Genomic DNA, 13,943 nt, shown 5'->3' with positions numbered 1-13,943 from the left:
TTGCTAGAAGGGGTCGGGAACGCCCGGCGTCACCGGCCAACCGAACGCCGTCGCCGCCCGGGCGACCGAGCCCGGGGTGAGCTCACCGACCAGGCCGGCCGAGGTCAGCGCCGCCATGCTGACCCCGCCCAGGTAGACGGCGCCCAGCTCTCGTGCGGAGATGGCGATATCCGCTGGGGCGCTGGTCTTTGCGCATTCGGCACCGTCGGGCCCGCCGCGCAGCCGGTACCGTCCGGTGTTCCACGGACAGAACTCGTCGGTGACCTCCAGCACGATGTCGATGTCGGCGGCGTAGCGGCGCAGGGCCAGGGCGGCCGGTACATCGACCAGCCGGGTGAAGATCCCGTCGAACACCTGGCACCCCAACGCGCGCGGGTCGGCGACCAGGTGGCGCAGCGGCTCGTCGAAGGTGGCGCCGTCGTATCTCACGGTGCGCACCAGATCCATCTCGAGCAGGAACCGCCACATCCGGGCGTAGGCGCGCGGGTTGGTGGCCCGGACCTCCTGGATGTGCAGTTCGGAATGGGGGCCGCTGGACTCCCACAGGTGCTTGGGCCGGTAGACCGCGAACGCGCTGGGTGTGCCGTCTGGCTCGTGATGCAGGGCGAACCGGATGCGGCCGGACTCCTTGCGGCGCTCCTCGCCGTCGTGGATCCAGTGTTCCCACCAGGGGCGCGGGCGGTCCATCCGGCCGGGCAGCCCGGCCACCGCGGCGTCGTAGATGGCGGGTGCGGTGTCCAGCAGCGTTCCGGCGTCGGTCTCGGAGACCGCGCCGTCGCCCAGCTCCACCCCGGGGCGGAAGGTGAGCTCCCGCACCTGGCCGGACAGCTCGACGTTGACGCTGGACAGGCCGTAGCCGAATCGGCCGTAGATCGATGCCTCGGAGGCGAACAACATGGCGACCGCCTCGGTGCCGGCCGACCGGATGCGCTCCAGCTGATGGCGCATCATCGCGGTGAGCAGGCCTCGGCGCCGGTGGTCGGCCGCCACCGACACCATGGTGACGGCGGCCACCGGGATCGACGCGCCGCCGGGCACGATGACGTTCTTGGCGAAGTCGCCTGCGGTGGCGACCCAGCGCTTACCGTCGTGAAAGCCGAACATGCGCTCGTAGTCGGTGAATTGGCGCTCGGAGTCGATCTCGTCCTGCTGGGGTTCCTTCAGGAACGCCCAGTACACCGCGGTCTGGAAGCTCTGGAAGTCGTCGTCATCGGTTACGGTGCGCAGGGTCAGGTCGGACACACCCTCATGCGTACCGCACGGCACCGGTGTCAGTCATCTGAATATCGGGTGGCCTTGTGCAGCAACACATCGCGCTCGCGTTCGTTGCCGGCCAGCGCTGCCGCGGCCCGGAGGGCGTCGGCCCCCTCCTCGGGCCGACCCATCCGGGCCAGCAGTTCGACGCGCACGCTGGGCAGCAGGTAGGACCCATCCAGACCGGTGATGCCGTCGACGATGCGCAGGCCGGCGGCCGGCCCGTCGGCCATCGCCACCGCGACGGCGCGGTTCAGCTCGACCACCGGTGACGGCGAAATCTGCAGCAGCGCATCATAGATCGCCACGATGCGGGGCCAGTCGGTGTCGGCGCTGGTCGGGGCGACGGCATGGCATTCGGCCAGCGCGGCCTGTAACCCGTAGGGGCCCCAGCCGCGGCCGGCGCGCGCGGTTTCGGCCCGCCGCAGCGCCTGGATGCCACGCTGGATGCCGGCCCGGTCCCAGCGGGTACGGTCCTGATCCTCCAGCAGGATGGCGTTGCCGTCGGCATCGGTGCGGGCGGCGAACCGCGCGGACTGGAACTCCATCAACGCCAGCAGCCCGTACACTTCGGGCTCGTCGGGTACCAGAGCTGCCAGAACCCGCGCCAGACGCATTGCCTCACTGCACAATTCGTCGCGGATCCAGCGGCTGCCGAACGACGCCGAATAACCCTCGTTGTAGATCAGGTAGATGACGCCGAGCACCGTCGCCAGGCGGGACCCGAACTCGGCGCGGTCGGGTACCTCGAACGCCAGCCCGGCCAGGCTCTTCTTGGCGCGGGTGATGCGGGCGGCCACCGTTTCTTTCGGGATCAGGAAGGCCTGCGCGATCTCGTCGGTGCTCAGCCCGCCCACCACGCGCAGCGTCAGCGCGATCTGCGCCTCCCGGGACAGCACCGGGTGGGTGGCGGTGAAGATGAGCCGCAGCACGTCGTCGTCGATGCGATCGGGGTCCCAGTCGTCGTCGACGTGGTCGGCCAGGTCGCGGGCCAGCACCGCGTACTTGGCGTCCAGGTTGTCCTGGCGGCGCCAATGGTCGACGGCCTTGCGTTTGGCCACCGTGGTCAGCCAGGCGCCGGCGTTGCGCGGCACCCCGGTCTGTGGCCACTGGGTCAGTGCGTCGACCATGGCGTCGGCGGCCAGATCCTCGGCCAGCCCGATGTCACCGACCCAGCGGGTCAGGGTCGCGACGACCTTGGCCGCCTCCATCCGCCAGACCGCGTCGACGGTCCGGCGGATATCGGTGCCCATGCCGTCATTGTGCCGGGAACGTCAGCCCACCGAGCGGGCCGCGCCGGCCCAGAACTGCGCCCGCACCGCTTTCTTGTCCGGCTTGCCCAACGCGGTCACCGGCACCGCGTCGACGACGACGACCTGCTTGGGTGCCTGCACCGAACCCTTGCGGTCCTTGACCGCGGCCTGGATCTCGGCGGTGATGCTCGCGACGGCGGCTTCCGAGCCGTCGGTGCCGGGGCGCAGCACGACCACGGCGGTCACCGCCTCGCCCCATTTCTCGTCGGGGGTGCCGATCACGCACACCTGGGCGATGGCGGGGTGCTCGGCGATGACGTCTTCCACCTCCCGCGGGAACACGTTGAAACCGCCGGTGACGATCATGTCCTTGGTGCGGTCGACGATGTAGTAGAAGCCGTCCTCATCCTCGCGGGCCAGGTCGCCGGTGTGCATCCAGCCGTCCTTGAACGTCTCTGCGGTCGCCTCCGGCAGATTCCAGTAGCCGCCGGACAGCAGCGGTCCGGACACACAGATCTCGCCGACCTCGCCCTGGGGCACCGGATTCCCGTCCTCGCCCAGCAGTGCCACCCTGGCGAACAGGGTGGGCCTGCCACACGAGGTCAGCCGCTTGTCGTCGTGGTCGCCCTTGGCCAGGTAGGTGATGACCATCGGGGCCTCGGATTGGCCGTAGTACTGCGCGAAGATCGGGCCGAACCGGTCGATCGCCTCCTTGAGTCGCACCGGGTTCATCGCCGAGGCGCCGTAGTACACGGTCTCCAGCGAGGACAGGTCCCTGGTGTGCGAATCGGGGTGATCCATCAGCGCGTAGATCATCGAGGGCACCAGCATGGTGGCGGTGATCTTCTGCTCCTCGATCACCCGCAGCACCTCGGCCGGGTCGAACTTGGTCAACACCACCAGTTCGCCACCCTTGATGATGGTCGGCACGAAGAACGCCGCGCCGGCATGCGACAGCGGGGTGCACATCAGGAACTTCGGGTGCTCGGGCCACTCCCACTCGGCGAGCTGGATGGTGGTCATCGTGGTGATCGACTGCACGGTGCCGATCACGCCTTTCGGCTTGCCGGTGGTGCCGCCGGTGTAGGTCAGCCCGCCGATGTGGTCGACGGGCAGGTCCGCGGCGACCAGCGGCTGCGGCTCGTACTTCGCGGCCTCGGCGGCCAGGTCCTTGGCGACACCGTTGAGCGCCTCGGGGACGGGGCCGATGGTCAGCACCTGCGTGAGCGAGGGCACCTTCTCCAGCAGCCCCAGGGCCCGCTCCACGAAGGCCGGCGTGGGGTCGATGACCAGCGTGCTGACCCCGGCATCGGTCAACACGTAGGCGTGGTCGTCCAGCGAGCCTAGAGGGTGTAGTGCGGTGCGGCGGTACCCCTGGGTCTGCCCGGCACCGATGATCATCAGCACCTCGGGACGGTTGAGCGACAGCAGCCCGACGGCGGCTCCGGTCCCTGCCCCCAGCGCCTCGAACGCCTGAATGTACTGGCTGATGCGTTCGGCGAGCTGGCCGCCGGTCAGCGTGGTGTCGCCGAGGAACAGCACGGGCTTGTTCTTGTTGCGCTTGAGGGCGCCGACGGTGAGATGTCCGGAATGGATCGGGTGGCGCAGCAATTCGTCACTCATAAGGACACATTAGAACGTGTTCCAGAAATGAAGCCAGGGGATGCCCCGAATTCCCCGGCGGCGCGGCGCAGCGCCGGGGAGTTCGAGGTCAGGACCTCAGCGCCCGGCGGCGGCGCGGGCGGCTGCGGCCGCCTTCTCCGCGAGGTCGGCCCGCCACTGGATCTCCTTCTGGATCCATTCGTTGTCCTGTGGGAACTCGTCGGACTCGCTGACCCGGCGCACCTCCAGCTTCACGCCGGGCCCGAGCGGGCACTTGCGGGCCCATTGCTTGGCCTCCTCCTTCGACGACACGTCCAGGATCCAGAAACCGTTGAACAGTTCCTTGGTCTCGGCGTAGGGGCCGTCGGTCACAACGGGCGGGTCGGCGTCGAAATCGACGACGAAGCCCTCCTCGGGCGCGGTCAGTCCCTCGCCGGCCAGCATCACGCCGGCCTTGATCAGTTCCTCGTTGTAGCGGCCCATCGCGGCGATGATCTCGTCGAAATCGATGTTCTCGGTGACGAACTCTTCGGCCGCGGGGGTGGACCGCATGATCAGCATGTAGCGCGACATCGTGTGCTCTCCTCGGGTTCGGGGCTTGCCTCTGTTCGGATGGCCCTCGCAAGTACGTCGAACGACAACCCTGCCAAATCGACACGCACGCGGAAAAAACTTTGAACAATCGTGTCCATGCCCGCCGACCTGGTCATCAACGCACACATCCGCACCGTCGACGAGGCGCGGCCCACCGCACGGTCGCTGGCCGTGGCCGACGGCCGGATCGTCGCGATCGACGACACCGACGGCTGGGTGGGCCCGGACACCATGGTGCTCGATATCGACGACGGGTGCGTGCTACCCGGGTTCGTCGAAGCTCACGGCCATCCGTTGATGGAGGCGGTCGCGCTGTCGGACCGGATGGCCGACATCCGGCCGGTGACGCTGGGCTCGGCCGACGACGTCGTCGCGGCGGTTCATGCCGAGGTCGCCCGCCGCGGCGCCGACGGCGCCTACCTGAACGGTTGGGACCCGCTGTTGCAACGCGGCCTGCCGGAGCCGACCCTGGCGTGGCTGGACGGGGTCGCGGCCACGCCGCTGGTGATCATCCACAACTCGGGGCACAAGGCGTTCTTCAACACCGCGGCGGCCCGGGTCGCCGGGTTGGACCGCAATACCCCGGACCCCAAAGGTGCCCGGTACGGGCGTGATGCCGACGGTGAGCTGGACGGCACCGCCGAGGAATCGGCCGCGGTGTTCCCGCTGCTGGGTGGGGCCATCAAGGTCAGTGACTACCCGGCGATGCTGCTGGCCGAATGCGACCGGCTGAACCGGGCGGGGCTGACCACGTGTTCGGAGATGGCGTTCGACCCGATGTTCCGGCCGATGCTGGCGGCGCTGCACGACCGGTTGACGGTGCGGCTGCGCACCTACGAGATGTCCACGGCCGAACTGCACACCGACGCGGACCCCGGCGACGGGGACGACATGGTCCGCCAGGTGGGCATCAAGATCTGGGTGGACGGTTCCCCGTGGATCGGCAATATCGACCTGACCTTCCCGTACCTGGACACCGAGGACACGCGCATCATCGGTGTCCCGGGTTCGTGCGGGCACGCCAACTACACGCGCGAACAGCTCACCGAGATCGTCGGCGCGTTCTACCCGCTGGGCTGGCAGATGGCCTGCCACGTGCACGGCGATCACGGGGTGGACACCATCTTGGACGTGTATGAGCAAGCGCTGCAGGCCAATCCGCGCGCCGACCATCGGCTGCGGCTGGAGCATGTCGGTGCCATCACCGCGGCGCAGTTGCAGCGCGCACACGAGTTGGGTGTCACCTGCAGCCTGTTCGTCGACCACCTGCACTACTGGGGTGACGTGATCGTCGACGGACTGTTCGGGCCCGAACGCGGTGAGCAGTGGATGCCCTGTGGCTCGGCGGTGGCCACCGGCATGCGGATCTCGCTGCACAACGATCCGCCGGTCACGCCAGAGGAACCGCTGCGCAATATCGGCGTGGCCGCCACGCGCACCGCGCCCAGCGGTCGGGTGCTGGCACCGAAGGAGCGGCTGACGGTGGAGCAAGGTCTACGTGCGCAGACCATCGACGCCGCCTATCAGCTGTTCGCCGACGACATGATCGGTTCCATCGAGGTGGGGAAATACGCCGATCTTGTTGTGCTGAGCGCAGATCCGGTGCAGACCGCGCCGGAGGACATTGCCGGCATCGAGGTGCGGATGACATTTCTGGCCGGCCGGCAGGTCTACCCGAAGCCGCCCGGCGCCACCGTGTGACACAGTTGAGCCGTGAAATACGGGCAGGGCTGGGAGCCGAAGGCGGTCGACTGGTCCTCGACCCGGGGCCGCATCCTGCTCGAGGCGTCGGTGCTGTTCGCCCAGCGCGGTTACTTCGGTACGTCGACGCGGGATATCGCCGACGCCGTGGCCATCCGGCAGCCGTCGTTGTTCCACCATTTCCAGGCCAAGCACGAAATCTTCCGCACCCTGGTCGAACTCGACCTCGGGCCGACCATCGATCGCATGCAGCGCCGACTCGACGAGACCACGTCGTGGGCGGAGAAGCTGCACCTCGGGATCGCCTACGACGTGCTGGAAAGTCTGGCCCAGCCGTTCGATGCGCGCGGGCTGTACCACGATGCGGTGCTGGCGCTCGACGAATTCGAAGCCGAGCGCGACGGCATCGCGATGTTCCACGACCAGGTCGAACGGCTGGTCGAAGGGGGTCGGATGGCGGGGGAGTTCGTGGCGTTCGAGCCCGGCTTCGTACTGCGTGTGATCAACGGCACGCTGTTCGAGACGCTGCGTGAGCAGGGCGGCCCGTCCGGTTCGATGCACGGTGAGCGCCCCTTGCAGGCAGCCGATTTCGTGCTGCGGGCGCTGCTGGTGGACCAGTCCCGGCTGCCCGCCGTGCGGGAGGTGACGCGGGGTCGGTTGCCCGCGCCGGCGTCCGTCGACGCCCACTGACCACCCGCCTCCTTCGGTGACGACTGCGTTAACTGTGTAAAAAACTCCGTCCAACGCTTCCCTATCGATCGATAGCGGCCTATCGTTCGATAGGCACGCAGGTGTGAGCTGAGCCACGCCGGTATCGGTACGACCTTTGGAGGAACCTTGACGAAAGCCCTGAAGAAAGCCCTGATCACCGGGCTGGCCGGGGCCGCGCTGCTGGTCACCTTGCCCGCAATGGCCGCCTGCACGTCGTCGGACACGTCCACGTCGCAGCCCAGTGGCCCGGCCAAGGTGGCGCCACCGGCCATCCTGCAGGCCGGCACGCTGAAGATCTGCGCGGCCAATGACGGCACACCGCCCAACCTCTACCACGACGAGACCGGCGCGCTGGTCGGCAGCGAGATCGACCTCGGCAAGGCGCTGGCCGCCGAGATGGGTTTGAAACCGCAGTTCGTCGAATCCGCCTTCCCCGCACTCATTCCCACGTTGCAGGCCAAACAGTGCGACGTGATCATGGCGCAGCTCTACATCAAGCCCGAGCGCGAGGCGGTCGTCGATTTCGTGCCCTATCTCTACTCGGGCACCGGAATCGCGGTGTCGAAGGACAAACCGGCGGCCATCACCGGGATGGACGACAGTCTGTGCGGCAAGAAGGTGATCGTCGCCGTGGCCACCACCGCCGAATCGCTGACCACCGCGCAGTCCGAGAAGTGCACGGCCGCCGGCAAACCGGCCGTGGACATCAACCGCAACAGCCACGCCGACGTGGCGCTACAGCAGGTGCAGAACGGGCAGGTCGACGCCTACCTCGATACCGCCGAGACGCTCGGTTACTACGCCACCAAGACCGGCGCCAAGATCCAGATGGCCGGACAACCGTTCGGCACCATCAAGATCGGTGCGGCAACACTGAAGGGCGACAAGGAACTACACGATGCCATTGCCGGGGCGCTGGCGACGCTGGAAAGCAACGGCACCTACGAAAAGACCCTCGCGCAGTGGGGCCAGACCGCGCTGAGCATCCAGAAGTAGCCGGCCGTGACCTTCGATTGGCAGTTCTTCTGGAAAGCCCTGTTCACCCCCAGCGAGCCGTTCCTCGACGGGTTGGTGCTGACCATCGTCATCTCGATCGTGGCGATGGTGCTGGCCACCCTGCTCGGACTGGTCCTGGCCTTGATGCGGCGCTCACAATTCGCCGCGGTGCGCTGGTGTGCCGGCGTCTACATCTGGGTCATCCGCGGAACGCCGCTGTTGGTGCAGCTGGTCATCATCTACACCGGCCTGGCTGCGGTCGGCTTGTATCAGTTCCACGATGTGTCGCTGGCCGGTCTGTCGGTGAAGGCCGCCGTCCAGGCCGCCATCATCGGATTGATGATCAACGAGAGCGCCTATATCGCCGAGATCGTACGAGCCGGACTCGATTCCGTGCCCAAGGGACAATTCGAGGCCGCCGCGTCGCTCGGTATGACCCCGATGAAACTGATGCGGTGGATCATCGTGCCGCAATCGCTGCGGGTGATGGTTCCACCGCTGGGCAACTCGTTCAACGGGATGATGAAAACCACCTCGGTGCTGTCGGTGATCGGCGTCAGTGAGATGTTCCTGGTGACCCAGTCCATCAGCTCGGCGACCTTCCACACCTTCGAGATCTTCATCGTCGCGGCCATCTATTACCTTGCCCTGACCACGATCTGGACCTTCATCCAGGCCGGGATCGAGAACCGGCTGTCACGCCAACTCGGTATCCAGGTGCGGGTCCCGATCGCCCAGCGCCTGCTCGGTGCTCGGCGGGCTGCGTCAAGCCCTGCCCTGCAGCCCCAGGCATGACCGCCATAACAGGAGAACCGGTGAACGACAACGATAGTGCTCCGATCGTCTCGGTCCGTGACGCGCGCTGCACGCTGGGCGGTCGACGGGTGCTCGACGATGTGAATCTCGACGTCGACCGCGGGCAGGTGGTGGTGCTCATCGGACCGTCCGGGGCCGGCAAAACCACACTGTTGCGCTCGCTCAACCATCTCGAGGAACTGGACAGCGGTGAGATCCGCATCGCCGGGCAGTCCATCGCGCACGGTGCGGGGGGCCGCAAGATCAACAAGACCGAGCTCGCCCGCAGGCGGCGCGAAATCGGGTTCGTGTTCCAGCATTTCAATCTGTTCCCACACATGACGGCGCTGGAGAACGTGTGGAATGCGCCGGTCCGGGTGCTCGGCCAGCCGAAGGACAAGGCCCGCGAAGATGCCAGGGCGCTGTTGCAGCGAGTCGGCTTGGGGGACAAGGCGGAGTCGCGGCCCAGCCAACTCTCGGGTGGGCAGCAGCAGCGGGTCGCGATCGCCCGCGCCCTGGCCATGCGTCCGAAGGTCATGCTCTTCGACGAACCCACCAGTGCGCTGGACGTCGAGATGGTGGGTGAGGTGCTCACGGTGATGCGCGAGCTGGCCCGCGACGCGATGACGATGGTGGTGGTGACCCACGAGATGCGGTTCGCGCGGGAGGTCGCCGATCGGATCATCGTCATGGACGCGGGCCGGATCATCGAGGACGCGGCGCCCGAAGAACTGTTCACCAGCCCGAAAAACGAACGCACCAAAGCCTTCCTGTCCACCATCCACTGAACACCGGATACCGACACATTCTCACGAGGGAGTTGTTCAGCAGTGCCCACAACCAACGGTGCATCGTCTTTCACCGGCGCGATCGCCACCCCACACGTGCTGGCGACGGACGCGGCGACGGCGGCCTACCGTGACGGCGGCAATGCCATCGACGCCGCGATCGCCGCAGCGGCCGTGCTCACCGTGGTGTACCCGCACAACGTCGCGCTCGGTGGTGACCTGATCGCGCTCGTCCGCACCCCGGACGGAACCGTGCGCTGTGTCAACGCGTCGGGTTGGTCCGGTGCCGGCGCGGATGCGGCCCGGATGCGCGCCGCCCACGGTGACCGCCTCCCGATACGCGGAGCGGACTCGATCACCGTCCCCGGTGGTGTCCGCGGCTGGGAAGCTCTGCACGGCTTCGGCTCTCGGCTGCCATGGGATCGACTGCTGCGTCCGGCCGAGCTGGCAGCCGAGGCGGGCGTGCCGGTCGCCCGATCGCTGGACCAGCACCTGCGTGACCCGGAGAACGCCGACCTGTTCGCCCTGGCCGACTTCGACCGGATGTTCGGGCCGGGCGGGCGGCCGATGGGCCGGGGCGAGCACCTGCGCCAGCCCGCGCTGGCCGAGACACTGAGCACCCTGGCCGGTGCCGGACCCGACGAGTTCTATGCCGGCGGGCTCGCGGATCGCACCGTGCAGTATCTGCGCTCGCACGGATCGGTGCTCGACACTGCCGACTTCGCCGAGTTCCGGCCGGAGATCACCGATCCCATCTCGATGGACTTCCACGGTGTGACCGTCCTGACCAGCCCACCGAACACGCACGGGTTCGTGATGTTGCGGGCCCTGACGGCCATCCGCGATCTCGGCCTCGACGCGCCGCTCGGCGCCGACCTGTCCACCGTGATGCGAGTCTTCCACCAGGCCAACCGGATACGGTCCACTCGGCTGGCCGATCCACGCCTGGCGCAGGTCGATGTGTCCGCGCTGGTCAGTGCTGACCTGGCAGCGGCGCCGCCGCTGGGAGCCCCGGCGGCCGCGGCGGCGGTGCCCCGCGGCGACACCGTCGGCGTCGCCGCCGCCGACGGCGACGGTTACGCGGTGTCGCTCATCCAGAGCGTCTACCACGCCTTCGGTTCGGGGCTGATCGACCCGCAGACCGGCATCCTGTTCCACAACCGTGGCACCAGCTTCGCGCTCGATCCGCGCTCGCCGAATGTGCTGGCGCCCAGGAAGCGTCCGCTGCACACCCTGATGCCGGTACTGACCACTCGGGACGGCGCGGTCGCTCATGTGCTGGCGACGATGGGCGGCCAGGGTCAGCCACAGATCCTCACACAGGTGCTGCTACGCATGATCGACGGGGCGAGCGCCGCCGATGCGGTGGCCGCACCCCGCGCGGTGGTCGGGCAACAGGTGGGCGACTGTACCGACGACACGGTGCTCGCCGAGACCGGCGTCGATCCGGCCGCACTGAGCGCCCTGGCCGCATCCGGCCTGGATGTGGTGCAGACGCCGTTGTACAGCGAAGGACTCGGACACACCAACGTGGTGCAGGTGGGCGGCGACGGGCAGCTGATCGCGGCGTCGGACCCCCGTGCCGACGGGTCGGGTGTGGTGGCGCAGTTCCCGTTCGGTCACCACCCACCCGGTGCGGCGACCTGATCGCCTGCCGGGTTTGTCGGAAAGCCGGCTGGCGCGGGAGGCGCCATGGCACGCTTTGCGGATGTCGGAGTTGCCCGCACCCAGGTTCCTCGATGAACGCGTCGCACACTGGGCGGCCACCACACCCGATGCGGAGGCGGTGACGTACCTGCAGCGCAGCTGGACGTGGGCGCAATGGGACGACCGGGTCCGGCGGCTGGCCGGGGCGCTCGCGGCGCGGGGCGTCGGGCGCGGTGGCGTCGTCGCGTTCCTGGACAAGAACCATCCCGCGTGCGTCGAGGCGACGTTGGCGGCGGCGTCGCTCGGCGCGGCCAACGCCATCATCAATTTCCGGTTGGCGGCCGAGGAATTGGACTACGTGATCAACGATTCCGGTGCCACCGTGTTGTTCGTCGGCGCCGAGCTGCGACCGGCCGTCGAAGCCATCCGCGACAGGCTGCCGGCGGTCACCGAGCTCATCGAGGTCAAACCCGACGGGGCGGACGCCTACGAGGAGATGTTGGCCGTGGCCAGCCCGGTCGGCCGGTCGCCGGAGGTCGCTCCCGACGACGTGTGCATCATCATGTATTCCTCGGGCACCACCGGCCGGCCCAAGGGTGTCGCACTGACCCAGGCCAACGTCATCGCCCACACCGTCAACGCCTTTGACGGCTGGACCGCCGAACCCGGTGACAAGAATCTGGTCGCCATGCCGCTGTTCCATGTGGGCGGCACGTCGTACATGCAGTACGGCCTGCAGAACGGGGTGCCCAGCTATATGACGCGCGACGTCGACGGTGCCGCGCTGGCCGGCGGCATCGTCGCCGGTGCCAACCGAACGTTCCTGGTGCCCGCCGTGCTGGCCAAGGTGCTCGACACCGGTGCCGACGCGGTGAAGTTGTTCGGCGCGCTCAAGACGTATGCCTACGGTGCCTCGCCCATGCCGTTGCCGCTGTTGCGCCGGGCCCTGCAGGCGTGGCCGGACACCGAGTTCATCCAGGTCTACGGGCTGACCGAGGTGTGCGGTGTGGTGACCCGGCTGATGCCAGAGGATCACCGCAGCGGCAACGAGGAGCGCCTGGTCAGTGCCGGCACCCTGATCCCCGAGGCGCAGCTGCGTGTCGCCGACCCGAATACCGGCGAGGAGGTGCCCACTGGGGAACAGGGTGAATTGTGGTTCCGCACACCGCAATTGATGAAGGGCTACCTGAACAAGCCGGAGGCCACCGCCGAGGCCGTCACCCCTGACGGGTGGTTCCGCACCGGCGACATCGGCCGGGTCGACGCCGACGGCTATGTCTTCGTCGAAGACCGGCTCAAGGACATGATCATCTCCGGTGGCGAGAACATCTACTCGATCGAGGTGGAGCGGGTACTCGCCGAGCATCCGGCGGTCGCCGAGGTGGCGGTGTTCGGGGTGCCCGACGAGAAATGGGGTGAGGCCGTCAAGGCCGTCGTCGCTTTGGACGGCGACGCCGGCGGCGACGTCTCGGCGGACGAGCTGATCGCGTGGGCGCGGGAACGTCTGGCCGCCTACAAGTGCCCGAAGACCGTCGACTTCACCGACGCGCTGCCGCGCAACCCTACTGGCAAGATCATGAAGAAGGACTTGCGCAAAGCACACTGGGAGGGCCGCGATCGCGCCACCGTTTGACGCGCCGCTCGACGATCTGCTGCAGCGGCTGCACGTTGTCGCGCTGCCGATGCGGGTAAGGTTCCGCGGGATCACCGAGCGGGAGGTGGCGCTGATCGACGGGCCCGCCGGCTGGGGTGAGTTCGGCGCGTTCCTGGAGTACGAGCCGCCCGAGGCCGCATTCTGGCTGGCGGCCGCAATCGAAGCGGCGTACGGGGTCGCACCGACGCCGCGGCGGGACCGGATCCCGATCAACGCGACGGTGCCTGCGGTGCCCGCGACGCAGGTGCCCGAGGTGCTGGCCCGGTTTCCCGGCGCCCGCACCGCGAAGGTGAAGGTCGCCGAGCCCGGGCAACGCCTCGCCGACGACGTCGCTCGGGTGCAGGCGGTGCGAGCCCTGGTGCCCGTGGTCCGGGTGGACGCCAACGGGGGCTGGACGCTGGAGCAGGCGGTGCGGGCGGCTGCCGCGCTCGGCCCGCTGGAGTACCTCGAACAGCCTTGTGCCACAGTCGAAGAACTCGCGCAGCTGCGCGGGCTGGTCGACATTCCGGTGGCCGCCGATGAGTCCATCCGCAAGGCCTCCGATCCGTTCCGGGTGGCCAGGCTGCACGCCGCGGATATCGCGGTGGTCAAGGTCGCCCCGCTGGGTGGGGTCGGGCGGCTGCTGGACATCGCCGCGGCGATCGGCATCCCGCTGGTGGTGTCGAGTGCCCTGGACTCCGCGGTCGGGATGTCCCGCGGCCTGCTGGCCGCGGCGTGCCTACCGGAGTTGCCGCACGCCTGCGGGCTGGGCACCGGCGGCTTGTTCGTCGAGGACGTGGCGGAGGTCGCGTTGCCCACCGACGGCTTCCTTCCGGTCGGCCCGGTCGTTCCCGACCCGGCCCGGTTGGCCGGCCTTGCGGTGCCGGCGGATCGGCGGCAGTGGTGGATCGACCGGGTGCGGGAGTGCTACCCGCTGCTGTGATGGGCCGGGTATCGGTGCCCCGGTTC

The 13,943-nt window shown here is 68.3% G+C and carries 12 protein-coding genes; 8 read left to right on the top strand and 4 right to left on the bottom strand.

The features are described from left to right. Positions 1–3: 3 nt before the first annotated feature. The 4 genes from SBI67_RS05605 to SBI67_RS05590 form a co-directional block, all read right to left on the bottom strand. The gene (locus tag SBI67_RS05605; protein WP_318979621.1) at positions 4–1,242 is read right to left on the bottom strand and encodes a GNAT family N-acetyltransferase; all 1,239 of its coding nucleotides are present in this window, start codon (positions 1,240–1,242) and stop codon (positions 4–6) included. Between the two features lie 29 nt (positions 1,243–1,271). Beyond that, positions 1,272–2,507 carry an RNA polymerase sigma factor gene (locus SBI67_RS05600; protein WP_318979620.1) on the bottom strand — a complete coding sequence of 412 codons (1,236 nt, stop codon included), beginning with the start codon at positions 2,505–2,507 and terminating at the stop codon, positions 1,272–1,274. A 21-nt stretch (positions 2,508–2,528) separates the two neighbouring features. Then, on the bottom strand, positions 2,529–4,130 hold the full coding sequence (fadD8, locus tag SBI67_RS05595; protein WP_318979619.1) for a fatty-acid--CoA ligase FadD8: 1,602 nt from the start codon (positions 4,128–4,130) through the stop codon (positions 2,529–2,531). 96 nt (positions 4,131–4,226) lie between these two features. Next, positions 4,227–4,682, bottom strand: coding sequence for a YciI family protein (locus tag SBI67_RS05590; protein WP_318979618.1), 456 nt, complete (start codon positions 4,680–4,682; stop codon positions 4,227–4,229). Between the two features lie 117 nt (positions 4,683–4,799). Here SBI67_RS05590 and SBI67_RS05585 point away from each other — a divergent pair, with 117 nt between their 5' ends. The 8 genes from SBI67_RS05585 to SBI67_RS05550 all read left to right on the top strand — a co-directional run bounded on the left by SBI67_RS05585 (position 4,800) and on the right by SBI67_RS05550 (position 13,917). Further along, entirely contained in the window at positions 4,800–6,404 is a 1,605-nt protein-coding gene (locus SBI67_RS05585; protein WP_318979617.1) for an amidohydrolase, read from the top strand. Between the two features lie 12 nt (positions 6,405–6,416). Next, on the top strand, positions 6,417–7,094 hold the full coding sequence (locus tag SBI67_RS05580; protein ID WP_318979616.1) for a TetR/AcrR family transcriptional regulator: 678 nt from the start codon (positions 6,417–6,419) through the stop codon (positions 7,092–7,094). 147 nt (positions 7,095–7,241) lie between these two features. Further along, complete coding sequence (locus SBI67_RS05575) at positions 7,242–8,111, top strand: ABC transporter substrate-binding protein (RefSeq protein ID WP_318979615.1); 870 nt, start codon at positions 7,242–7,244, stop codon at positions 8,109–8,111. Between the two features lie 6 nt (positions 8,112–8,117). Continuing rightward, positions 8,118–8,906, top strand: a complete 789-nt coding sequence (locus tag SBI67_RS05570; RefSeq protein ID WP_318979614.1) for an amino acid ABC transporter permease — start codon at positions 8,118–8,120, stop codon at positions 8,904–8,906. Then, positions 8,903–9,694, top strand: a complete 792-nt coding sequence (locus tag SBI67_RS05565) for an amino acid ABC transporter ATP-binding protein (RefSeq protein ID WP_413232407.1) — start codon at positions 8,903–8,905, stop codon at positions 9,692–9,694. The genes SBI67_RS05570 and SBI67_RS05565 overlap by 4 nt, the downstream gene beginning before the upstream one ends. A gap of 42 nt (positions 9,695–9,736) precedes the next feature. Beyond that, complete coding sequence (locus SBI67_RS05560) at positions 9,737–11,341, top strand: gamma-glutamyltransferase family protein (RefSeq protein WP_318979613.1); 1,605 nt, start codon at positions 9,737–9,739, stop codon at positions 11,339–11,341. Between the two features lie 61 nt (positions 11,342–11,402). Further along, a complete protein-coding gene (locus SBI67_RS05555) occupies positions 11,403–12,974 on the top strand; it encodes a long-chain-fatty-acid--CoA ligase (protein ID WP_318979612.1) in 1,572 nt (523 codons plus the stop codon). Then, on the top strand, positions 12,958–13,917 hold the full coding sequence (locus tag SBI67_RS05550) for an o-succinylbenzoate synthase (protein WP_318980445.1): 960 nt from the start codon (positions 12,958–12,960) through the stop codon (positions 13,915–13,917). The genes SBI67_RS05555 and SBI67_RS05550 overlap by 17 nt, the downstream gene beginning before the upstream one ends. The last annotated feature ends 26 nt before the right edge of the window (positions 13,918–13,943 follow it).

It is taken from the genome of Mycolicibacterium chengduense (assembly GCF_033741155.1).
GTDB lineage: Bacteria > Actinomycetota > Actinomycetes > Mycobacteriales > Mycobacteriaceae > Mycobacterium.
This window is presented reverse-complemented; position numbering and strand designations above follow the sequence as displayed.

Bases quoted from the DNA above. Each gene is read 5' to 3' on its own strand.
- SBI67_RS05590 (WP_318979618.1), bottom strand. From the start codon at position 4,682: ATGTCGCGCTACATGCTGATCATGCGGTCCACCCCCGCGGCCGAAGAG.
- fadD8 (WP_318979619.1), bottom strand. From the start codon at position 4,130: ATGAGTGACGAATTGCTGCGCCACCCGATCCATTCCGGACATCTCACC.
- SBI67_RS05565 (WP_413232407.1), top strand. From the start codon at position 8,903: ATGACCGCCATAACAGGAGAACCGGTGAACGACAACGATAGTGCTCCG.
- SBI67_RS05585 (WP_318979617.1), top strand. From the start codon at position 4,800: ATGCCCGCCGACCTGGTCATCAACGCACACATCCGCACCGTCGACGAG.
- SBI67_RS05555 (WP_318979612.1), top strand. From the start codon at position 11,403: ATGTCGGAGTTGCCCGCACCCAGGTTCCTCGATGAACGCGTCGCACAC.
- SBI67_RS05600 (WP_318979620.1), bottom strand. From the start codon at position 2,507: ATGGGCACCGATATCCGCCGGACCGTCGACGCGGTCTGGCGGATGGAG.